A 22,465-nucleotide genomic window follows, 5' to 3' on the forward strand; every position below is an offset into this window, starting at 1 on the left:
CCCTTCGGGCGCTTGACCACTACTATCTGACGACCGTGAATACCTGAAGGAACTCCCCCATGCTTTACCTATGGATCAAAGCGCTGCACATAGTCAGCGTGGTGTGCTGGTTTGCCGGCTTGTTCTACCTGCCGCGGCTGTTCGTCTACCACGCCCAGAGCCAGGACAGCATCAGCCAGGAACGCTTCGTGATCATGGAGCGCAAGCTGTTCCGCGGCATCATGAATCCGGCGATGATCGCCACCTACGTGTTCGGCGCGTGGATGCTCTACCTCACCCCGGGCTGGCTCAGCCAGGGCTGGCTGCATGCCAAGCTGACCCTGGTCATCCTGCTGACCGTCTACCATCACATGTGCGGCGCCCAGCGCAAACGCTTCGCCAACGGCAGCAACAGCCACAGCCACGTCTACTATCGCTGGTTCAATGAAGTGCCCGTGCTGTTCCTGCTGGGCATCGTGATTCTGGTGGTGGTCAAGCCATTCTGACATCGCCACACGCTCAAGGAGCCTCGCCATGTCGTTACCCGCCTCGCTCGAACAACGCCTGCGCTTGCCCGTGGTTGCCGCCCCGATGTTCCTGATCTCCAACCCCAGGCTGGTGCTGGCGTGCTGCGGCGGCGGCATCGTCGGCAGCTTCCCCGCCCTGAACCAACGCGACAGCGCCGGTTTCAAGGCCTGGCTGGAAGAGATCGAGGACGGCCTGGCGCAATTGCCGGCGCCAGCGCCCTATGCCGTCAATCTGATTGTCCACCCGAGCAATCCGCGGCTGCAGGCTGACCTGGCCTTGTGTGTGGAACAGCGTGTGCCGATCGTCATCACCAGCCTCGGCGCAGTAAAGGAAGTGGTCGATGCCGTGCACGGTTACGGCGGCCTGGTATTCCACGATGTCACCACCCGCCGCCATGCCGAAAAGGCTGCCGCGGCCGGTGTCGATGGCCTGATCGCCGTTGCGGCAGGCGCAGGCGGCCATGCCGGCACCTGGAGCCCGTTTGCCCTGGCCGCGGAAATTCGCCAGTTCTTCGACAAGACCTTGCTGCTGGCCGGCTGCCTCAACCATGGCCACGAAATACTGGCGGCACAGGTGCTGGGCGCCGACCTGGCGTACATGGGCACCCGCTTCATCGCCACAACCGAAAGCCAGGCTCAGAGCGCCTACAAGCAGATGCTGCTGGGCGCCCATGCTGCCGACATCGTCCATACCCCGGCGGTGTCCGGTGTCCCCGCCAGCTTCCTGCGCCCGAGCCTGGAACAGGCGGGCTACGACATGGACGCGCTCAAGGCTGGCAACGAAGGCAAGCTCAAGCCGATAGACGACGAAGCCAAGGCCTGGAAGACCGTGTGGTCGGCAGGCCAAGGCGTCGGCGGTATCGATGACCTGCCGGGTGCCGGTGCGCTGATCGAACGCCTTCACAACGAGTATCAGCAAGCCCTGTTGCGCTGCCAGGCCCTAGCCACCAGCACCGCCTAGCAAAAGGCAACACCTGGCCCGGCCAAGCTGTACACTAGGCGCCCTCTTCAGCCCCCAGGAGCCTTGCATGACCCGTTACGCCATGATCACTGGTGCTTCCAGCGGCCTGGGCCTGGCCCTGGCGGAAGCGCTGGCGCGGCGCGGGCGCAACCTGATCCTGGTGGCACGCCAGCGTGAAACGCTGGAACCAGTGGCCATCGAGCTTACCCAGCGCTTTGGTGTGGAAGTGCTGTTCCGCGCCTGCGACCTCAGCCAGCCACTGCGCCTGTCGGGCTTCGTGCTGGAACTGGAAGAAGGCGAACGGCGCATCGACCTGCTGGTCAACTGTGCCGGCCTGCGCACCTACGGCCCGTTCCTGGCCCATGAGTGGGCCGATGAGCAGGACCTGCTGGAAGTCAACGTGCTCGCCCTGAGCCGGCTATGCCACGCCATCGGCAACCTGATGGCGGTGCAGGGCGGCGGCCAGATCCTCAACGTTGCAGGCTTGGCCGGTGTGGCGCCGGGCCCGTGGGTGGCCACCTATGCCGCCAGCAAGGCCTATGTACTGAGCTTCTCGCAGGCCCTGCGCGAAGAACTCAAGCGTACCGGCATCAAGGTCTCGGTGCTGTGCCCCGGCCCGGTGCGCTCCTCGCGCCGGCGCATACCGCGGCTCGATGGCAAGCCGCGTTGCCTCAGCCCGGAGGAGGTGGCGCTGTACACCGTGCGCGCACTGGACAAGAACCGCGCACTGATCATGCCCGGCCTGCGCAACCGCTGGCTGGCTTTCGTCCCGCGCCTGCTGCCCCGCTGGCTGGTGCGCAAGCTGGCCGGCTTCATGCACCGCCGCTACTGCCCGCTCGGCATGGAATAGCCACTGGGCGAGCGGCGCCTGGCTGAGTACACTCGGCCCGACCCTCACCATGGAGCAAGTGCTGTGGACGATTTATTCATCAAGATCATCAACCGGGAAATCCCGGCGAAGATCATCTACGAGGACGACCAGGTCCTGGCGTTCCACGATATCGCCCCCCAGGCGCCCGTGCATTTTCTGGTCATCCCGAAAAAGCACATCCGCACCCTCAATGACCTGACCGAAGAAGACAAGGGCCTGGCGGGCCACATCCTGTTCACCGCCCAGCGCCTGGCCAGGGAACTTGGCTGCGAGGACGGCTTCCGCGTTGTCATGAATTGCAACGAGCAAGGCGGCCAGACCGTTTACCACATCCACATGCACGTGCTTGGCCAGCGCCAGATGCACTGGCCTCCGGGCTGATCCACGGCAAGCCACCATGCCACTATTGCGGTAAACTGTCGGGCACATTCTTGCGGAGGTGCCCGATGGCTACCGAACGTCACTACTCGCCGCTCGACCGCTTGTTGCTGCAGGCCGATACCGCCATGCGCACCTTGCTGCCCTTCAGCGGCCAACCCGCCCGTCCCTCGCCGGCCATCATCCAGCCGGACGTCGACCTGGACGAGCAGCAGGCCCGCCACGTTGCCGGGCTGATGCGCATCAACCACACCGGTGAAGTCTGTGCCCAGGCGCTGTACCAGGGCCAGGCCCTGACCGCAAAGCTGCCTGAAGTGCGCAAGGCCATGGAGCATGCCGCCGAGGAAGAAGTGGACCATCTGGCCTGGTGTGAACAGCGTATCCGCCAGCTGAACAGCCACCCCAGTGTGCTCAACCCGCTGTTCTACGGCATGTCGTTCGGTATCGGCGCACTCGCCGGGCTGGTCAGCGACAAGGTCAGCCTGGGCTTCGTCGCTGCCACCGAGCACCAGGTGTGCAAGCACCTCGACGAACATCTGGAGCAGATCCCGCAGGAAGACGAAAAGTCCCGGGCCATTCTCGAACAGATGCGCATCGATGAGGAACAGCACGCCGACTCCGCACTGGCAGCCGGTGGTTATCGCTTCCCCGCACCGGTCCGTTTTGGCATGAGCCTGCTGGCCAAGGTCATGACCAAGAGTACCTACCGTATCTGAAGGCATCACCATGACGGACCGTTTCGACGCCAAGGACCTGGCGCGCGCCGTGCACGCCGGCATTCTCCAGCCAGGCCAGGACCTGGCCCTCGCAGCCTTCCTGCGCCAGCGGCCGGCGCCACGCGGCAGCTTCCAGCTGGCCCATGTCGCATTCTATTTCGGCGCCATGCTGATCATGGCGGCGATGGGCTGGCTGCTCACCGAAGCCTGGATGAGTATTGGCGACTGGGCACTGCTGGCCATCGCCAGCCTTTACATCCTGTTACTCACGCTGTTCGCCGTTAACCTGCAACATCGCGCCCAGCCCGTCGCCGCCGGGGTGCTGGCAGCAGTCGCGGTCAGCATCGTGCCGCTGGCGGTATTCGCCGTCGAACGGCTGGCCGGCTGGTGGCCACTCGACGATGTGCAGGCCAACTATCACCAGTACTACACCTATGTGCAGGGCGGCTGGCTGGCAATGGAAGCGGCCACGGTACTCGCCGGGCTGCTGATACTGAGGCTGATCCCCTACCCGTTCATCATCATGCCGATGGCCGTGGCGTTGTGGTTCATGTCGATGGACCTGAGCGAATGGTGGTTCGGCTCGCCGTTCAGCTGGGAGCAACGTCGCGAGGTGTCGTTGTGGTTCGGGCTGGGTCTGCTGGTGGTATGCATCGTGGTCGATGGCCGCACTCGCGAAGACTATGCACATTGGGGCTATCTGGCCGGGCTGGCGGCTTTCTGGGGCGGGCTGACGCTGACGGACAGCGGCAGCGAGCTGGGCAAGGCCATGTACTGCCTGGTCAACGTTGTACTCATGGGCATGGCAGTACTGCTGCGCCGGCCGGTGTTCATGGTATTCGGCGCGCTGGGAGTGGCGGCCTACCTGGGCTACCTGTCGTATGAGGTGTTTGCCGACTCGCTGCTGTTTCCGCTGGTGGTGAGCTTGATCGGGCTTGCAGTCATAGGGCTGGGCCTGGCTTATCAGAAACGGCGCGAGCGATTGAGCCAGGTGATGCGCGGTTGGCTGCCTGAGTGGGTGCGGGCGGCATTGCCTGCGCTTCGCAGGTGATAGCGTTGGGGCTGCCGCGCAGCAGCCCCAACCATGGCCTTAACCCAGCTCTACGATTTCATAGCCATGGCTGATCGCCACACCGGCACGCTCCAGCATGATCGAAGCCGAGCAGTACTTCTCTGCCGACAGCTCCACCGCGCGCTTGACCTGCGCCTCTTTCAGCCCGCGCCCTTTCACCACGAAGTTCATATGAATCCTGGTGAACACCTTCGGGTCTTCGCCTGCACGCTCGGCCTCGAGAAACGCCTCGCAGCTTTCCACTGCCTGCCGCGACTTCTTCAGAATGCTCACCACATCGAAGCTGCTGCAGCCACCCAGGCCCAGCAACAGCATCTCCATCGGTCGCACACCCAGGTTGCGGCCGCCGGCCTCGGGCGGGCCGTCCATCACGACGACGTGGCCGCTCCCCGATTCGCCGAGGAACATTGCCTCACCGGCCCACTGGATACGTGCCTTCATCTACCCGGACTCCTGATTTTCGGAAAAGGGTGTCAGCTTAGACCTTGTATGGCCGTGGGAAAAGCACGAGTCCTGTCGGTTTAATACCGAAACATCTTGTAGTGTCTGATAAGCTGGCGCCAAATGACTGGCGCTTCGCGCCGGCTACCCCTTTCAAAAAGCCCATGCGTCGCATCGAACAGGATTTCGTGATGGTTGCTTCCGCCTTACCCGCCAAGATAAAGAACATCGACAGGCTGCTGGTGCACTGCCAGCGCCGCCGCTACCCCTCCAAAAGCAATATCATTTGCGCCGGCGACCGGGCCGAGACGCTGTCATTCATCATCAAAGGGTCTGTCACCATCCTCATCGAGGACGACGAAGGCCATGAAATGATCATCGCCTACCTCAACAGTGGCGATTTCTTTGGCGAACTGGGCCTGTTCGAGCCTGCTGGCAGCGAGCAACACCGCAGTGCCTGGGTGCGCGCGAAAACCGAATGCGAAGTGGCCGAAATCAGTTACGAGAAATTTCGCGAACTGGCGCGCCAGGATCCGGAGATTCTCTACGCGCTGGGCAGCCAGATGGCCCAACGCCTGCGCAACACCACACGCAAGGTAGGCGACCTGGCGTTCTTCGACGTCACCGGGCGGGTTGCCCGTTGCCTGCTTGACCTGTGCAAGCAACCTGACGCCATGACCCACCCCGACGGCATGCAGATCAAGATTACCCGTCAGGAGATAGGACGGATCGTCGGCTGCTCCCGAGAAATGGTCGGCCGCGTCCTCAAGGACCTCGAGGAGCGCAGCCTGGTGCAGGTCAAAGGCAAGACCATGGTGGTCTACGGTACGCGTTAAGCCTTGGGCAGGTCAGCCAGCACCTTGGCATAGGCCTGCGACAGGCGCTCGAACCAGGGCGCCTCGGGCGCCACTTCGTGCAAGGCGATATGTGCGTCGGCACGGCAGCGCTGGTCCAGTTCGCAACACTCGTTGAAGCGGTTGACCGCGGCCACCATCGACTCGCGCTCGTTGTCCAGCAGCAATGCGCCATGTACCAGCACTACCGGGCGCTTGCCACCCAGCCCCTGACGCCAGCGTTGTGCGGTGCCCACCAGTTTGCGACCATTGAGGTTGACGTTGTAGCGGCCGTCGCAGAACGCCCCGTCGATCTCACCCACCGACGCCACTGCGCCCCACTCGCGCAGCACGTCGCACAGCGGCAGGCACAGGCGCTCGTATGCATTTTCGATACGGCCATGGTCGCCTTCGCTACGCGGGGCAACGTAGACCAGTGCAACGTTTACCGTCGCATGCGACTGCGGCACGGGCTCGCCGCCGGTTTCGCGCAGCAGCACCGGCCAGCCGGCAATGGCCAGCTCCGCACAGGCAGCCTCGAAATTGTCCAGGCGGCTCATGCGTCGCGGCATGACCAGAGCGTGGTCGGTAGGGCGCCAGAACAGTACGCCACTGTCGCGTTCGCCGCGGCACACGGCGGCCAGCAGGTCCTGTTCGGCGTGCAGGCCTTGTTCGACGGTCAGGGCCAGGGGTTGATCGGTCATTGATCCACCTTCGATATTGATGTCTACGGCCTCTTCCCGGTGAACCCGCGAAAGGCCAGGCCTGGCATACAAAAAAGCCGGCCAAAACGGCCGGCTTTGTTTGGTCAGTCCAGTTGCTGAACAGTCTTCTTCACCAGTTCCGGGAAGAACAACCGCTGCAATTCCAACCCAGGCTGCTCGGCACGCATGAACGCCTCACCCACCAGGAACGAATAAACCTCGTTGATTTCCATCAGTTCCACATCGGCCCGGTTCAGGATGCCGCTTTCGGTAACCACCAGGCGATCACGCGGAATACGTGGTAGCAGGTCAAGGGTGGCTTCCAGGCTGACCTCGAAGGTGTGCAGGTTGCGGTTGTTCACCCCCACAAGCGGCGTATCGAGGATTTTCAGTGCGCGCTCCAGCTCATCGCCGTCATGCACTTCCACCAGCACGTCAAGGCCGACATCCTTGGCCGTGGCCGCCAACTCGGCCATCTTCACGTCCTCCAGCGCTGCCACGATCAGCAGCACGCAGTCTGCGCCCAAGGCGCGGGCTTCGACGATCTGGTACGGGTCGACCATGAAGTCCTTGCGGATCACCGGCAGCGAAACTGCCGCACGGGCCTGCTGCAGATAGGCATCGGCGCCCAGGAAATAATCCACATCGGTCAGCACCGACAGGCAGGTCGCCCCGCCTTTCTCATAGCTCACGGCAATTTCCGCCGGCACGAAATGCTCGCGGATCACACCCTTGCTCGGCGAAGCCTTCTTGATTTCGGCAATGACTGCCGGCTGCTTGCGTCCGGCCTGCTCGATCAACGCCTTGGCAAAGCCACGCGGGGCGTCGGCAACCTTGGCCAGGGCCTCCAGTTCAGCGAGGCTGACGCGCGCACTGCGCTCGGCCACTTCCTGGAACTTGCGAGCAATGATCCTTTCCAGCACCGTCGGCACACTCATGCTTCGTTCTCCACCTTGAATACTGCAGTAAAGGCACCCAGTTCCTGCAGCTTCTCCCAGGCCAGCCCGGTGTGCAGTACGTCATGGGCCAGCTCCACACCGGCCTTCAGGCTCATGGCATGGTCAGCGGCATACAGCGCTGCGCCGGCATTGAGCACGATCATTTCGGCGGCCTTCTGGCCGTTCTCGGTCTTGCGCCGCCCCAGGGCGTCGCGAATCAGCTCCAGCGACGCCTGCGGGTTCTCGACCGCCAGGCCGTGCAGACTCTGGCTCTTCATGCCGAGGTCTTCCGGCTCGACCCAATATTCTGTGATCTCGCCGTTTTTCAGTTCGGCGACGAAGGTGGGCGCAGCCAGGCTGAACTCATCCAGGCCATCCTTCGAGTGCACCACCAGCACGTGCTTGCTGCCCAGACGCTGCAGCACCTCGGCCAACGGGCGGCACAGGGCCTGGGTGAACACCCCGACTACCTGATGCTTCACTCCGGCCGGATTCGTAAGCGGGCCGAGCATGTTGAACAGGGTACGCAACCCCAGGTCGCGGCGCGGGCCGGCGGCATGCTTCATGGCACTGTGGTGGCTTTGTGCAAACATGAAGCCGATGCCCAGGCTGTCGATGCAGCGGGCCACCTGGGTAGGCGTCAGGTTCAGATAGATGCCAGCCGCCTCCAGCAGGTCGGCACTGCCGCTCTTGCCCGAAACCGCGCGATTACCGTGCTTGGCCACGGTGCAACCCGCCGCTGCCAGGACGAACGAGGAGGCGGTAGACACGTTGAAGATGTTGGCGCCATCACCGCCGGTGCCGACGATATCGACCACGCCATCGAGGCTTTGCAGCTCGACCTTGTCGGCCAGCTCACGCATTACCGACACCGCACCGACGATTTCGTCGATGCTTTCGCTTTTCATGCGCATGCCCATCAGGAAGGCACCGATCTGCGCTTCGCTGCACTGGCCGGTCATGATCTGGCGCATGACATCGCGCATTTCTTCGGTGGAAAGGTCCAGGTGGCCGACGATACGGCTCAACGCGCTCTTGATATCCATGGTCGATCCTTAGCGGCGGCCGCCGGTCTGCTTGAGGAAGTTGGCGAACAGCTCGTGACCCTGTTCGGTAAGGATCGATTCAGGGTGGAACTGCACCCCTTCGATATTCAAGGTCTTGTGGCGCAGGCCCATGATTTCGTCGAGCGAACCATCGGCATGGGCAGTCCAGGCCGTCACTTCCAGGCATTCGGGCAGGGTTTCACGCTTGACCACCAGGGAATGGTAGCGGGTCACCGTCAGCGGGTTGTTGAGGCCGCTGAACACGCCCAGGTCACGGTGGTAGACCGGGCTGGTCTTGCCATGCATCACCTGGCGGGCACGCACCACGTCACCGCCAAAGGCCTGGCCGATCGACTGGTGGCCCAGGCATACCCCGAGAATCGGCAGCTTGCCGGCAAAGTGCAGGATGGCCTCGATGGACACACCCGCCTCGCTCGGCGTACATGGCCCTGGGGAAACAACGATGCGCTCGGGGTTCAGGGCTTCGATCTGGGCGATGGTCATTTCGTCATTGCGAATGACCTTGACCTCGGCACCCAGCTCGCCAAGGTACTGGACGACGTTGTAAGTGAATGAGTCGTAATTGTCGATCATCAGTAACATCGGGTTAAACCTCTTGAATCTACTGACTTCAGAATTCGACCTTCCTGCGCCCGCCAACAGGCGCGGCTTTGCCCCAAGGGGCGGTAGACAGGAAGGAAAACAGGGGCGGGCCGGGCGGGCCGGCAGGAGATAAAGTCAGGCGCGCCAACGCCAACGGGCATGGGCCTTGATTACGCGCATCAAGAGTTTGCTGACGATCAACACAGGATAGGTCTCGCTCATACGTCACGGCACAGTAGCCTACCGGGGCGACGGGCGCAATATGCCCCGTAAACACGGGGAAACGAATGGACTTGGGAGGGATGCCCTGCGATTTGCTAAGGTCGGGCGGGTTGTCTTGATAAAAACAAAGAAAAGGATGTTCTCCGATGCGAAAAGCTCCGTTCGTACGTTTTACCCTCGCCTCATTGGCATTGGCTTGCAGCCAGGCTTTCGCTGCACCCTCGCCCTACTCCTCGCTGATCGTGTTTGGCGACAGCCTGGCCGATGCCGGGCAATTTCCCGACCTGACCGGCGGTACGTCCGGCTCACGGTTTACCAACCGGGATGGCAACGGCAATTTTGCACCGGTGTCGCCAATGATCCTGGGTGGGCGGCTGGGCATTGCGCCAGACGACCTGAATCCCTCGACGTCGCTGGGCATTCGGCCCGACGGCAACAACTGGGCCGTCGGCGGCTACACCACCCAGCAGATCCTCGATTCGATCACGACGATTTCCGAGACCGTCATTCCGCCCGGCAACCCCGGCGCCGGGCTGGTGCTTCGCGATCGCCCAGGCTACTTGGCCAACGGCCTGCGTGCCGACCCCAACGCGCTGTACTACCTGAATGGCGGTGGCAATGACTTCCTCCAAGGGTTGATCAACAGCCCCGCCGACGCGGTGGCCGCCGGTGCCCGCCTGGCCGCCAGCGCCCAGGCCCTGCAACAAGGTGGCGCCCGCTACATCATGGTGTGGCTGCTGCCCGACCTCGGCCAGACCCCGAACTACAGTGGTACGCCACAGCAAAACCCGCTGTCGTTGCTGTCCGGCGCGTTCAACCAGTCCCTGCTTGGCCAGCTGGGGCAGATCGATGCCGAAATCATTCCACTCAATATCCCGGTGCTGTTGAGTGAAGCGTTGGCCGACCCCAGCCAGTATGGCCTGGCCAATGGCCAGAACCTGGTCGGTACCTGCTACAGCGGCGAAGGCTGCGTGGAGAACCCGGTGTATGGCATCAATGGCAGCACGCCAGACCCTACCAAGCTTCTGTTCAACGACGCGGTGCATCCGACCATCGCCGGCCAGCAACTGATTGCCGACTACGCCTATTCAATCCTCGCCGCCCCGTGGGAGCTGACCCTGCTACCGGAAATGGCCCACGCCAGCCTGCGCACCCACCAGGACGAATTGCGCAGCCAGTGGCAGAGTCCCTGGCAGGCAGTTGGCCAATGGCAGGCCTTCGTCTCCACCGGCGCCCAGGACCTGGACTTCGATAGCCAGCGCAGCGCGGCCAGCGGTGATGGCCGCGGTTACAACCTGACCCTGGGCGGCAGCTATCGGCTGACTGACGCCTGGCGCCTGGGCCTGGCCGGCGGCGTGTATCGGCAGAAGCTGGAAGCCGGCGAACAAGACTCGGACTACAAGCTGGACAGCTACCTGGCCAGCGCCTTCGCCCAATACCGCCAGGACCGCTGGTGGGCTGATGCGGCACTGACCGCAGGGCATCTGGACTATCGCGATCTCAAGCGCACCTTCGCCCTTGGCGTGAACGACCGCAGCGAAAAGGGAGATACCGATGGCGAAGCCTGGGCGATGTCGGCACGGCTCGGCTACAACCTGGCGGCAGAGAGCAGCGGTTGGCAGTTGGCGCCGTTCATCAGCGCCGACTATGCACGGGTGAAAGTGGATGGCTATGACGAGAAGAGCGGGCGCTCGACCTCGCTGGGCTTCGATGACCAGCAACGCACGTCCCGCCGACTGGGCGTGGGGTTGCTGGGTAGCGTGCAGGTTGCGCCAAGCACCCGGCTGTTCGCTGAGGTGGCGCAGGAGCATGAGTTCGAGGATGACCAGCAGGATGTGACCCTGCACCTGACCAGCCTGCCGGCTAATGACTTTACCCTGACCGGGTATACACCGCACAGCGACATGACCCGGTCCAGTATTGGAGTGAGCCATGAGGTGGCGACGGGGGTGCACCTGAGTGGGAATTACAACTGGCGCAAGAGTGATGAGCTGACGCAGCAGGGGGTTAGCCTGGCGGTCAGTGTCGACTTCTAGGTCGCCGGGGCCGCTTTGCGGCCCCAACCAATCTACCTGGCAGAGGTCTGCTCAGCCAACGCCACCGCGCGGAACATTGCCCGGCGCTTGTTGATGGTTTCTTCCCATTCCAGCGCCGGCACCGAGTCGGCAACGATACCGCCGCCGGCCTGCACATGCAGCTCGCCGTCCTTGATCACTGCGGTACGGATGGCAATCGCGGTGTCCATGTTGCCATTCCAGGCAAGGTAACCGACCGCCCCACCGTAGACCCCACGCTTGACCGGCTCCAGTTCGTCGATGATCTCCATTGCGCGAATCTTCGGCGCCCCGGAAAGCGTACCGGCCGGCAGAATGGCCCGCAGTGCGTCCATCGCCGTCAGCCCTTCACGCAGTTGGCCGGTGACGTTGGATACGATGTGCATCACATTCGAATAGCGCTCGATCACCATCTTCTCGGTCAGACGCACGCTACCAGTCGCGGACACACGGCCGACATCGTTGCGGCCCAGGTCGATCAGCATCAGATGCTCGGCGATCTCCTTGTCATCCGACAGCAGATCGTCTTCCAGCGCACGGTCGGCCTCTTCGGTCGCACCACGCGGGCGGGTACCGGCAATCGGCCGAACGGTGACCAGGTTGTCCTCGACCCGCACCAGCACTTCAGGCGAGCTGCCGACCACGTGGAAGTCGCCAAAGTTGAAGAAGTACATGTACGGCGTCGGGTTGAAGCAGCGCAGCGCGCGATAGAGGTCGATGGGCGCGGCCTTGAAGTCGATCGACATGCGCTGCGATGGCACCACCTGCATGCAGTCGCCGGCCAGGATATATTCCTTGATACGGCCAACGGCGTTCTCGTAGTCCTCGCGGGTATAGCTGGAGCGGAATGCCGGCTCGGCGGCCTGCGGGCCGCTCAGGTCCAGGCCCCGGCGCGGTGTGATCGGCTGGCGCAAGGTTTCCAGCAACCCTTGCAGACGTGCCTGGCCGCGCTCGAATGCCTGCTCTTCGGCCGGGTCGACCAGCACGATGGCGTGCATCTTGCCCGCCAGGTTGTCGAACACCACCACCGCATCCGACACCATCAACAGGATATCCGGCACGCCCAGCGGGTCTGGGTTTGGGCTGGCCCCCAGGCGTTTTTCCACGTAGCGCACGCAGTCATAGCCGAAGTAACCGACCAGGCCGCCGTTGAAACGCGGCAGGCCGGAAATATCGGCAACCTTGTAGCGGTCCTTGAAGGTTTCGACGAAGGCCAGCGGGTCTTCGACGTCGTGGCTTTCCACCTCCACGCCATCTTGCAGAATGCTGACGTGGTAGCCATGGACACGCAGCACCGTGCGCGACGGCAGGCCGATCATCGAGTAACGGCCCCACTTCTCGCCGCCCTGCACCGATTCGAGCAGGTACGAGTTCGGCTGGTCAGCCAATTTCAGGTAGATCGACAGCGGCGTGTCGAAGTCGGCCAGGGTTTCGCAGGCCAGGGGAATGCGGTTATAGCCGGCAGCGGCCAGGCGCAGGAATTCTTCGCGGGTCATGGGTAGCCTCGTGGCAAGCAGCAATGGGTCAGGCAAACGGACAGGCCGGCACGCGCCGGCAGGCAGAAGTCAGGCGCGCCAACGCCAACGGGCCAGGGCCTTGATGACTTTCATCCAGAACTTGCCAGTAACCGCCACGGTGGACTCTCTGTCTTGTGAGGCTTGAAGGTCCGCCAACGTTATCCCAGTGGCTGGGTCTGCGCAACCGGGCAGCAGTGCACGCAGGTCGTCGATCACCAGGCTGGGGGCTTCGTCGTGGATCGGCCGGCCGTGGTTATAGCCGTAGCTCAGGCCCACACACTGCACACCAGCCGCCTTGGCCGCCAGCACGTCACTGCGCGAATCGCCGACGAACAGCGATTGCTGCGGGGTAACACCGGCCATCTGCATGACGAACAGCAGCGCCGCCGGGTCCGGCTTCTTCTGTGGCAGGGTGTCGCCGCCGATGATCCAACGGAAGTATTTGCCGATCTTCATCTGGTCCAGCAGCGGGCCGACGAAACGTTCGGGCTTGTTGGTGATCAGCGCCATCTCCACGCCCTGCTTGTGCAGCCAGCGCAGGGTTTCCTGCACGCCGGGGTAGACCACGGTCAGCTCGTGGCTTTCGGCATAGGCGTCCATGAACAGCGCCAATGCCTGCTCGGCCAGCGCGTCGTCCACCGTGGCGTGGTCGATGCCCCCGGCCAGCGCCCGGCGCACCAATACCTGGGCGCCGTTGCCGACCCAGTGACGCACGGCTTCAAGGCCGGCAGGCGGGCGCCCCAGTTCGAGCAGCATGCGGTCCACGGCGGCGGCCAGGTCTGGCACGGAATCGATCAGGGTACCGTCCAGATCGAACATCACCAGCCTGGGCAGCGTCCCCGGGAACAGCTGCTCGAAGCCGCTCATGGGCGCGCCTGGGCCAGTTCGGCGCGCATCCTGGCGATGACTTCCTGGTAGTCCGGGGCGTTGAAGATCGCCGAACCGGCCACGAAAGTGTCGGCGCCAGCGGCAGCGATCTCGCGGATGTTGTTGACATTGACGCCACCGTCGATCTCGAGGCGGATATCGCGGCCGCTGGCATCGATCAGCGCACGCGCCTCGCGCAGCTTGTCGAGGGTACCAGGGATGAACTTCTGCCCGCCAAAGCCCGGGTTGACGCTCATCAGCAGCACCATGTCGATCTTGTCCATCACATATTTCAGGGCGTCCAGGCTGGTGGCCGGGTTGAACACCAGGCCGGCCTTGCAGCCGCCGTCCTTGATCAGTTGCAGGGAGCGGTCGATGTGTTGCGTGGCTTCCGGGTGGAAGGTGATGTAGGTGGCGCCGGCTTCGATGAAGTCACCAATGATGCGGTCGACCGGGCTGACCATCAGGTGCACGTCGATCGGTGCGGTTACACCATACTTGCGCAGGGCGCTGCAAACCATCGGACCAATGGTCAGGTTGGGGACGTAGTGGTTGTCCATGACATCGAAGTGGACGATGTCGGCACCCGCCGCCAATACCTTGTCGACGTCCTCGCCCAGGCGGGCGAAATCGGCGGAGAGAATGGAGGGAGCAATAGCGTAGGGCTGCATGGCGCACCTGTTGGCAGAATCACGGTGGCGCGCATTGTAACCCAGGCAAGCGGATGAGGGCTGATTAGCATCAATCTGTACCGGCCTCTTCGCGGCTTACGCCGCTCCCACAGGTGTAGTGTCAACTCGAAGCCAGCGCAGTACCGTGTGGGAGCGGCCTTGTGCCGCGAAGCAGGCGACGCGGAGGATGGCACCGGCTGCGCCGGTGTTCGCGGGGCAAGCCCGCTCCTACAGGAATAACGCCAGCTTTGGACATTTGAGCAAGACAGCTGGACCGGGCAGGCATTGAAAGCTGCACAAACGGCTTTAGCCGCGAAGAGGCCAGCACAGGCAACATACCTTCAGCCAGGCTGCTGGGTCCTCAGCTTCTCGCTGCGCCCGCGCAACCATTCCAGGGTCAGCAGCAGTATCACCGAGAAGGCGATCAACAAGGTGGCCGCCGCCGCAATCGTCGGGCTCAGGTTTTCGCGGATGCCGCTGAACATCTGCCGTGGCAAGGTCGCCTGTTCCGGGCCGGCGAGGAACAGCGTCACCACCACCTCGTCGAACGACGTGGCAAAGGCGAACAAGGCCCCGGAAATGACCCCAGGCGCAATCAGCGGCAGGGTGACCCGGCGGAAGGTCAGCAGCGGCGAGGCACCGAGGCTGGCCGCCGCGCGCACCAGGTTGTAGTTGAAGCCCTGCAAGGTCGCCGACACGGTAATGATGACGAACGGCACGCCCAGCACCGCATGCACCAGAATCAGCGAAGTGAAGCTGTTGCCCATGCCAAGCGGGGCGAAGAACAGGTAGCTGGCCACACCGATGATCACCACCGGCACCACCATAGGCGAGATCACCAGTGCCATGACCAGCGACTTGCCCGGGAAGTCGCCACGGGTCAGGCCGATCGCCGCCAGGGTACCGAACACCATGGCCAGCACCGTGGCCGCCGGGGCGACGATGATGCTGTTCTTCAAGGCGCGCATCCATTCAGCGGAGCCGAAGAAGTCCTGGTACCAGTGCAACGAGAAGCCCTGCAACGGGTACACCAGGAAGCTGCCACTGTTGAACGACAGAGGCACGATTACCAGCACCGGCAGAATGAGGAACAGCAGGATCAGACCGCAGAGAATACGCAGGCTGTAGAACCACACCCGCTCCACGGGCGACATGTAAGGGCTCAGCATGACAAGGCTCCTCAGCTCAGGCGCAGGCGGCTGGCGCCGACCAGCCAGCTATAGATCAGGTACAACAGCACGGTCGCGAGCAGCAACAGCCCACCCAGCGCGGTGGCCATGCCCCAGTTGATGCTGGTGTTGGTGTAGAAGGCGACGAAGTAGCTGACCATCTGGTCATTCGGGCTGCCCAGCAACGCCGGGGTGATGTAGTAGCCGATGGCAAGAATGAATACCAGCAGGCAACCCGCGCCAACACCGGCGTAGGTCTGCGGGAAGTACACCCGCCAGAAGCTGGCGAACGGGTGGCAGCCCAGGGAGATCGCCGCGCGCATGTAGCTGGGCGAAATGCCCTTCATCACGCTGTACAGCGGCAGGATCATGAACGGCAACAGAATATGCACCATCGAGATGTACACGCCGGTGCGGTTGAACACCAGTTCCAGCGGCTGGTCGATGATGCCCATGGCCATCAGCGCGCTGTTGATCAGGCCACCGGACTGCAGCAGCACGATCCACGCGGCCACCCGCACCAGGATCGAAGTCCAGAACGGCAGCAGCACCAGGATCATCAGCAGGTTGCTCTGCCGGGTCGGCAGGTTGGCCAGCAGGTAGGCCAACGGGTAGGCCAGCACCAGGCAGATGGCAGTGATCACCACCCCCATCCACAGGGTGCGGGCGAAGATGTCCAGGTAGATGGCCTGGTCAGGGGTGGCCTTGGCCAGCTCGCCAAGGTCGTCGATACGATGGTCGAGCGAGGCCAGCAGGTAGAACGAGGTCACCGTGCTGGTGTTGCGGCGGATCGCCTGCCAGTAGGCCGGGTCACCCCAACGCTCGTCGAGCGCCTGCAAGGCATCTTTGTAGGAAGCGGGCTCGCTCTTGAATGGCAGCGCCCGCGCGGTCTTGGCCAACAGGCTGCGGTAGCCGGCCAGCTCCATGTTCAGGCGCTTGGACAAGTCGCCCAGGGTCTGGTTCTTGCGCGATTCGGCCAAGTCCTGGCTCAGCGCCTTGTACACGTCCTCGCCCGGCAGGCTCTTGCCGTCCCACTGGGTGATGACGCCCACCGTACGCGGCAGGCCGCCAACCACTTCCGGGTTGCCCACGCTCTTGTACAGCAGTGCCGCGATCGGCACCAGGAACACCAGCAGGAGAAACAGCGCCAGCGGCGCGATCAACGCCTGCGCCTTCCAGCGGTTGACCCGCTCGGCGTGCTTGAGGCGCTGCTTGAGACTTGGACCTGCGCCTTCGTTGAGGGGCACTGCAATGGCCATGGCGAACTCCGCAATACAGGCTGAAATAGGGGCCGCCATGCGGCCCCACACACCGGGCTGTTACTTCTTCGCCGCCCAGGCGTTGAAGCGTTGCTCCAGTTGCTCGCTGTTGTCGGCCCAGAAGGCCACGTCGATCTGCACCTGGTTGGCAATGTTCTCAGGCGTGGTCGGCATGTCCTTCTTCACCTCGTCCGACAGCAGGCTCACGGCTTTCGAGTTGGCCGGGCCGTAGGCGATGTTCTCGGAGTAGATCTTCTGCTGCTCCGGCTGCACGCTGAAGGCAATGAACTGCTTCGCCTGCTCGACATCCTTGGCCCCTTTCGGGATGGCCCAGGCGTCGAAGTCGTAGATGCCGCCGTTCCACACAACTTTCAGGTTGCTCTCTTTCTGCACCGCAGCGATGCGGCCGTTGTAGGCCGAGCTCATGACCACGTCACCCGATGCCAGGTATTGCGGCGGCTGGGCGCCGGCTTCCCACCACTGGATGCTCGGCTTGAGCTCGTCGAGCTTCTTGAAGGCGCGGTCCACGCCCTCTTTGGTGCCCAGTACCTGGTATACGTCCTTCGGCGCGACACCATCTGCCATCAGGGCGAACTCCAGGGTGTACTTGGCGCCCTTGCGCAGGCCGCGCTTGCCCGGGAATTTCTTGGTGTCCCAGAAATCCGCCCAGCTGGTGGGTGCGGTCTTCAGCTTGTCGGCGTTGTAGGCCAGCACCGTGGACCACACGAAAAAGCCCACGCCACAGGGCTGGATGGCGCCTGGCACGTAGTCGGCCTCGTTGCCGAACAGGGCTGGGTTGAGTTCTTCGAACATGCCCTCATCACAGCCGCGGGCCAGTTCTGGCGATTCCACTTCCACCAGGTTCCACGACACACTCTTGGTGTCGACCATGGCTTTGACCTTGGCCATCTCGCCGTTGTATTCGCCAGCGACGATCTTGCCCTTGCCGGCCTTCTCCCATGGTTCATAGAAAGCCTTGACCTGGGCCGCCTTGTTGGCACCACCGAAGGACACCACGGTCAGGTCTGCGGCCATGGCCTGGCCAGCGGCGAACAGCCCCAGGGCCAGGGCGGTCAGTTTCAACTGCTTGCGCATTATTATTCTCTCCACAGTACAGGGTTGGTGAAGCAATCCATCAATGGGCTTCGGCAATCGGATCGAGCGCGCGGGCGTGCTCCACCTCCCAGCCCAGGGGTACTACATCGCCCACGGCCAGGGCCGGGTCGAGCTCGGCAATGGGCTGCTTCACGAAGAAGTCGCCCTTGCCGCAAACTTCCAGGCGCACCCGCACGTGGTCGCCCAGGTAGATGAATTCGGCCACTCGCCCCGAGAAGCGGTTCACGCAGCGCTCGCTGTGGCCGTTCAGGCGCACACGCTCCGGGCGGATCGACAGGGTCACTGGCTCGCCGGCCTGGCCGACATTCACCGCCAGCGCCTCGACCCGCTCGCCACGCGCCAGCTGCACCTGGCAGCGTTTGCCATCGCTGGCCAGCAAGGTGCCGTTGATGCGGTTGTTCTCACCGATGAAGTTGGCCACGAAGGTGTTGCAGGGCTCTTCGTACAAGGTACGTGGGTCGGCGATCTGCTGGATCTCGCCCTGGTGGAACACCGCCACGCGGTCAGACATGGTCAGCGCTTCGCCCTGATCGTGGGTCACGTAGACCACGGTCACGCCCAGGCGCTGGTGGATGTGCTTGATCTCCATCTGCATGTGCTCACGCAGCTGCTTGTCGAGGGCACCCAGCGGTTCGTCCATCAGCACCAGTTGTGGCTCGAACACCAGGGCACGGGCCAGGGCCACGCGCTGCTGCTGACCGCCGGACAGCTGGCCCGGGTAGCGCTTGGCGAAGGCGTCAAGCTGGACCATGTTCAGCACGCGCTTGACCCGCTCGCTGATGTCGGTCTTGCTCAGGTTGCGCACGGTCAGCGGGAACGCCAGGTTCTCGGCCACGGTCATGTGCGGGAACAGCGCGTAGTTCTGGAACACCATGCCGATGTCGCGCTTGTGCGGCGGCACGTTGTTGATCGAACGCCCGGCCAGCTGGATTTCACCAGCGGTGGGGGTCTCGAAGCCGGCCAGCATCATCAGGCTGGTGGTCTTGCCCGAGCCGGACGGGCCGAGCAGGGTGAGGAATTCGCCCTTGCGGATATCCAGGTTGAGGTTCTTGACGATCAGCGACTCGCCGTCGTAGCTCTTCTGCACACCACGGAAGCTGACCAGCGTTTCGCCGGTTGCAGCGTTCGACTTCGCCTCGCTCATGCCTGCACCTTCTTGTTGGATGACTGCGTAGGCAAAAGATTAGAGAAGGCGTATGCGCCCGGAAATCGGGGGTGCTGAGAGAATGCCATCATCCGGATGGAAGATTTGTTGTAGGGATTCCCCTACAAGGATGGCGGATTTGGAATGCTCACCTCCGCCCTGTGGCGTCGCCTGTGGGAGCGGGTTCACCCGCGAAGAGGCCAGCCCGGACAATGCACATGGCAAGCCCGGCCCTTTCCTGGGTGAACCCGCTCCCACAGAGACCGGTGCCAATTGTGAGAACCCTGTGTCGCAATCAGACCAGCTTGTGCTCCATGGCATACTTCACCAACTCTGCCAGCGAGTTCACCTTCAGCTTCTGCATCAAGCGCGCCTTGTGCGTGCTGATGGTCTTGCTAGACAGCGCCAGCTGCTGGGCGATGTCGTTGACGTTGGCGCCCTGGGCCAGGCGCTCGAACACCGAAAATTCGCGCTCCGACAATAGCGTATGCAACGGCCGTGACTCGGTCAGGCCCACTTCGAATACCATGCGGTCGGCCAGCGCCGGGTCGATATAGCGCCCTCCTGCGGCAACCCGGCGAATGGCGGTCAGCAACAACGCCGGGTCGCTGTCCTTGGTGGCATAGCCCGCCGCCCCGGCTTTCAGCGCCCGCGCCGCCATCTGCGCCTCATCGTGCATCGACAACATGAGGATCGCCGGTGCGTCATGCATTGCACGGATCCGCGGGATTGCCTCCAGGCCATTCACGCCAGGCATCGAGATATCCAGCAACACGACTTCGCACGGCGTATGGCGCAGGGTTTCCAGCAGTTGCTCGCCGTTAGCTGCCTCCCCCGCCACCTGCATGTCCTTGGCCAGGCCAATCAACTGCTTGATGCCCTCGCGGACAATGGTGTGGTCTTCGGCCACCAGCACTCGAATCACGATCGCTCTCCTACTCCAACGGAATGGCCACGCTCAGGCTGGTGCCTTCGCCCGGTTCACTGTCCAGCGCCATGCTGCCGCCCAGCATCAGCACCCGCTCACGTACGCCTACCAGGCCGAACGAGGCAGGCCGGGGCTGATCACGGCAAAAACCTTGCCCATCGTCGCTGACGGTCATGCGCAATTGCCCGTGCTCATGCACCAGTTCGATCTCCACGCTGTGTGCCTGGGCATGACGCATCACATTGGTCAGCGCCTCCTGCAGGATACGAAACAGGCCGGTGGCCTTGGCATCACTCAATGCGGGCAGATTATCCGGTACTTGTACCAGGCAGGGGATTTGCGTGCGCGTCTCGAAGCGCCGCGCCTGCCACTCGATGGCCGAGGCGATGCCGGCATCAAGGATCGGCGGGCGCAAGGCGGTAGCCACGTCGCGCACCAGCTGGAACAGCTGGGCGATCAGGCGCTTCATGCTGTCCAGGCGCTCATTGAGGCCCGGGTCCAGTTCGGCGAAGGCCAGCTCGCACATCGACACTTCCAGCTTGAGTACGGTCAGCATCTGCCCCAGCTCGTCGTGCACCTCGCGGGCGATGCGGGCTTTTTCCTCTTCACGCACGCTCTCCAGATGGGCCGACAATTCGCGCAGTTGCTCCTGAGACCTGGCCAACGCCAACTCGGCCCGCTTGCCCTGGCTGATGTCCCATACCACCCCGTCCCACACCACCCGGCCATCGGCCAGGCGCCGGGTACTGGCCTTGATGTCGGCCCAGCGCTGTTCACCCTGGCGGGTGACAATACGCCCCTGCCAGGACCAGTCCTGGTCGCTGGCCAGGGCCAGGTCCTGTACCCGGTGATAATCGGCGCGGTCGTCGGGGTGCACCAGGTTGCGCAAGCCCATCTGCGGGTGCTGGATCTCGCTGGGTGCGTAACCCACCAGCGCCTCGCTGCCCTCGCTGATATAAGGGAACTCGAGGTCGCCCTCGGCCGGGTCGCGCTCCAGGCGGAACACCAGCCCCGGCACGTTGCCGGCAATACCCTTGAGCCGCGCCTCGCTTTCACGCAGGGCCGCCAGGGCGCGGTGGCGCTCGGTGACATCGGCAAGGTAGACCACCAGATACTCGGAATCACGAAAGCGCAGGAAGCTCAGCGACAGCTCCACCGGCAGCAGGCTTTGGTCGGCCCGCCGGCATCGCGTCTCGAACTGGCCGACACCGCCTTCCCCGGTGCGCGCGCCCTTCCATAGCTCCAGCCAGCGGTCCATGGTCAGGTTGGGTTCGAAGGTGCTCAATGGCCGCTCCAGCAGCTCGCCTTCGCCGTACCCCAGCATGCGCTCGGCGGCGTGGTTGGCGTAGCGTACATGGCTGTCCCAGTTGACCCAGAGGATGCCCACCGTGCTCTGGTCGATGGCGAACTGGCTCAGGCGCAGTGCTTCCTCGCGAACCTGCCGCTCTGCCAGGTTCTCCCGCGTGGCCAGCAGGCTGCGCTCCAGCTGGCGCTGCTGTCGGCGCTGCCACACCAGGGTTGCCAGCGCGCACAACAGCAACATGCAGGACAACAAGGCCAGGTTCTGCCAGAAACCGGTCGACTCGCTCAGGCGTGGGTACTTCGGTTGCAGCCAACGCTGATGCAGTTGCTCCAGCTGCTTGGCTGGCAGCGCCTGCAGGCCACGCTCAAGCACATCGGCCAGCAGCGGCCAGTCGCGCCTGGAACCGATGCGTAGCAACTGTGGCAAGCCGATGTCACCCACCACAGCCAACTCGCTGAATTCACTCTCGCGCGACAGGCGGCTGAGCTGGGCTTCATCCAGCACCGCGAAACTGGCCTGGCCGCCCACTACCAACTGCAACGCTTCGCGCTCGTTGGGCACCCCTTGCAGGTTGAGGTTGTTGTAGTTGGCGCGTAGGTAGTCCGCCAGCTGGCTGGGCATGCGTACCGCCACACGTTGCTCGGCTTCGAGTTTTTCCAGCTCCACGGCCATGGCCCCGGTGCGAGGCCCGACCACCAGTTGCGGCACGCGCATGTAGGGGTCGCTGAACAACCACAGGCGCAGGCTGGCGGGGGTCTGGGTCAGGCCCGGGGCAAAATCGATCTCACCCGCCCGCAGGGCGTGCTCGAGGCTGGCCTGGTCAGCGAAATTGCGCCAGGTCAGGTCCAGGCGCAGCGCCTGTGCCAGGCTGCTGACCAACTCCACATTGGCCCCGTACAACTGCTGCAGGCGCCGGTCGAACTGGGCGTAAGGCGCCTGCAGCACCAGGCCGACTCGCAGGCTGCGATGGTTGTCCAGCCATTGCTGTTGCGCAGGCTCCAGCACCACCGATGGCTGCGCCTCAGGTTGGGCCAACGCCATCAAGGGCAGCCATAGACAGCCGATAACCAACAGGCGACGCACTCGCTTCATCTACACGCTCGTCTTGGCAAAGGCGGCCATGCGGCATGGCCGTCACGGGCAAAT

Annotated in this window: 22 protein-coding genes; 8 read left to right on the plus strand and 14 right to left on the minus strand. The window is 63.4% G+C overall.

Going from position 1 to position 22,465, the window contains the following annotated elements; all coding sequences use genetic code 11:
* Nucleotides 1-59: 59 nt before the first annotated feature.
* The 6 genes from hemJ to ACVWZT_RS06695 all read left to right on the plus strand — a co-directional run bounded on the left by hemJ (nt 60) and on the right by ACVWZT_RS06695 (nt 4,483).
* Complete coding sequence (gene hemJ / locus ACVWZT_RS06670; protein ID WP_457468674.1) at nt 60-485, plus strand: protoporphyrinogen oxidase HemJ; 426 nt, start codon at nt 60-62, stop codon at nt 483-485.
* Nucleotides 486-513: 28 nt separating this feature from the next.
* The gene (locus ACVWZT_RS06675) at nt 514-1,467 is read left to right on the plus strand and encodes an NAD(P)H-dependent flavin oxidoreductase (protein ID WP_457468676.1); all 954 of its coding nucleotides are present in this window, start codon (nt 514-516) and stop codon (nt 1,465-1,467) included.
* Nucleotides 1,468-1,534: 67 nt separating this feature from the next.
* A complete protein-coding gene (locus tag ACVWZT_RS06680; protein WP_457468677.1) occupies nt 1,535-2,317 on the plus strand; it encodes an SDR family NAD(P)-dependent oxidoreductase in 783 nt (260 codons plus the stop codon).
* A 63-nt stretch (nt 2,318-2,380) separates the two neighbouring features.
* A complete protein-coding gene (locus tag ACVWZT_RS06685) occupies nt 2,381-2,719 on the plus strand; it encodes a histidine triad nucleotide-binding protein (protein WP_225780157.1) in 339 nt (112 codons plus the stop codon).
* 65 nt (nt 2,720-2,784) lie between these two features.
* Nucleotides 2,785-3,432, plus strand: coding sequence for a 2-polyprenyl-3-methyl-6-methoxy-1,4-benzoquinone monooxygenase (coq7, locus tag ACVWZT_RS06690; RefSeq protein ID WP_296234606.1), 648 nt, complete (start codon nt 2,785-2,787; stop codon nt 3,430-3,432).
* 10 nt (nt 3,433-3,442) lie between these two features.
* A complete protein-coding gene (locus ACVWZT_RS06695; protein WP_296234607.1) occupies nt 3,443-4,483 on the plus strand; it encodes a DUF2157 domain-containing protein in 1,041 nt (346 codons plus the stop codon).
* A 39-nt stretch (nt 4,484-4,522) separates the two neighbouring features.
* Here the strand turns inward: ACVWZT_RS06695 and ACVWZT_RS06700 are convergent, their stop codons facing one another.
* A complete protein-coding gene (locus ACVWZT_RS06700) occupies nt 4,523-4,945 on the minus strand; it encodes an OsmC family protein (protein WP_457468679.1) in 423 nt (140 codons plus the stop codon).
* A gap of 191 nt (nt 4,946-5,136) precedes the next feature.
* Here ACVWZT_RS06700 and crp point away from each other — a divergent pair, with 191 nt between their 5' ends.
* Nucleotides 5,137-5,781, plus strand: coding sequence for a cAMP-activated global transcriptional regulator CRP (crp, locus tag ACVWZT_RS06705; protein ID WP_457468681.1), 645 nt, complete (start codon nt 5,137-5,139; stop codon nt 5,779-5,781).
* Here the strand turns inward: crp and ACVWZT_RS06710 are convergent.
* The 4 genes from ACVWZT_RS06710 to ACVWZT_RS06725 form a co-directional block, all read right to left on the minus strand.
* Nucleotides 5,778-6,482: a lipoate--protein ligase family protein gene (locus ACVWZT_RS06710; RefSeq protein WP_296234611.1), complete on the minus strand. Its 705-nt coding sequence runs from the start codon at nt 6,480-6,482 to the stop codon at nt 5,778-5,780. The two genes, crp and ACVWZT_RS06710, sit on opposite strands and share 4 nt — an antisense overlap.
* A 104-nt stretch (nt 6,483-6,586) precedes the next feature.
* Complete coding sequence (gene trpC, locus ACVWZT_RS06715) at nt 6,587-7,420, minus strand: indole-3-glycerol phosphate synthase TrpC (RefSeq protein WP_296234612.1); 834 nt, start codon at nt 7,418-7,420, stop codon at nt 6,587-6,589.
* A complete protein-coding gene (gene trpD, locus ACVWZT_RS06720) occupies nt 7,417-8,466 on the minus strand; it encodes an anthranilate phosphoribosyltransferase (RefSeq protein ID WP_170027969.1) in 1,050 nt (349 codons plus the stop codon). Before trpD ends, trpC begins: the two co-directional genes overlap by 4 nt.
* Before the next feature lie 9 nt (nt 8,467-8,475).
* Nucleotides 8,476-9,069: an aminodeoxychorismate/anthranilate synthase component II gene (locus ACVWZT_RS06725; protein ID WP_296234616.1), complete on the minus strand. Its 594-nt coding sequence runs from the start codon at nt 9,067-9,069 to the stop codon at nt 8,476-8,478.
* A gap of 368 nt (nt 9,070-9,437) precedes the next feature.
* Between ACVWZT_RS06725 and estP the strand changes: the two genes are divergently transcribed.
* Complete coding sequence (gene estP / locus ACVWZT_RS06730; RefSeq protein WP_457468684.1) at nt 9,438-11,327, plus strand: esterase EstP; 1,890 nt, start codon at nt 9,438-9,440, stop codon at nt 11,325-11,327.
* Between the two features lie 32 nt (nt 11,328-11,359).
* Here estP and trpE read toward each other — a convergent pair whose 3' ends face one another.
* From trpE to ACVWZT_RS06775, 9 genes are all read right to left on the minus strand, one after another.
* Nucleotides 11,360-12,841 (minus strand): anthranilate synthase component I, encoded by a 1,482-nt coding sequence (gene trpE / locus ACVWZT_RS06735; RefSeq protein ID WP_296234620.1) that lies wholly within the window; start codon nt 12,839-12,841, stop codon nt 11,360-11,362.
* Between the two features lie 69 nt (nt 12,842-12,910).
* Nucleotides 12,911-13,729, minus strand: a complete 819-nt coding sequence (locus ACVWZT_RS06740; RefSeq protein ID WP_457468685.1) for a phosphoglycolate phosphatase — start codon at nt 13,727-13,729, stop codon at nt 12,911-12,913.
* Complete coding sequence (rpe, locus tag ACVWZT_RS06745; protein WP_289131808.1) at nt 13,726-14,400, minus strand: ribulose-phosphate 3-epimerase; 675 nt, start codon at nt 14,398-14,400, stop codon at nt 13,726-13,728. The genes ACVWZT_RS06740 and rpe overlap by 4 nt, the downstream gene beginning before the upstream one ends.
* Nucleotides 14,401-14,741: 341 nt before the next feature.
* On the minus strand, nt 14,742-15,569 hold the full coding sequence (locus ACVWZT_RS06750) for an ABC transporter permease (protein ID WP_296234624.1): 828 nt from the start codon (nt 15,567-15,569) through the stop codon (nt 14,742-14,744).
* An 11-nt stretch (nt 15,570-15,580) separates the two neighbouring features.
* Nucleotides 15,581-16,828 carry an ABC transporter permease gene (locus ACVWZT_RS06755; protein ID WP_144170299.1) on the minus strand — a complete coding sequence of 416 codons (1,248 nt, stop codon included), beginning with the start codon at nt 16,826-16,828 and terminating at the stop codon, nt 15,581-15,583.
* Between the two features lie 60 nt (nt 16,829-16,888).
* The gene (locus ACVWZT_RS06760) at nt 16,889-17,923 is read right to left on the minus strand and encodes an ABC transporter substrate-binding protein (RefSeq protein WP_457468689.1); all 1,035 of its coding nucleotides are present in this window, start codon (nt 17,921-17,923) and stop codon (nt 16,889-16,891) included.
* Nucleotides 17,924-17,963: 40 nt separating this feature from the next.
* Entirely contained in the window at nt 17,964-19,088 is a 1,125-nt protein-coding gene (locus tag ACVWZT_RS06765; protein ID WP_296234629.1) for an ABC transporter ATP-binding protein, read from the minus strand.
* A gap of 295 nt (nt 19,089-19,383) precedes the next feature.
* On the minus strand, nt 19,384-20,016 hold the full coding sequence (locus ACVWZT_RS06770) for a response regulator (RefSeq protein ID WP_296234752.1): 633 nt from the start codon (nt 20,014-20,016) through the stop codon (nt 19,384-19,386).
* A gap of 7 nt (nt 20,017-20,023) precedes the next feature.
* Entirely contained in the window at nt 20,024-22,411 is a 2,388-nt protein-coding gene (locus tag ACVWZT_RS06775) for a PAS domain-containing sensor histidine kinase (RefSeq protein WP_296234630.1), read from the minus strand.
* Between the last annotated feature and the right edge of the window lie 54 nt (nt 22,412-22,465).

This window comes from Pseudomonas sp. TE21394, assembly GCF_054057835.1.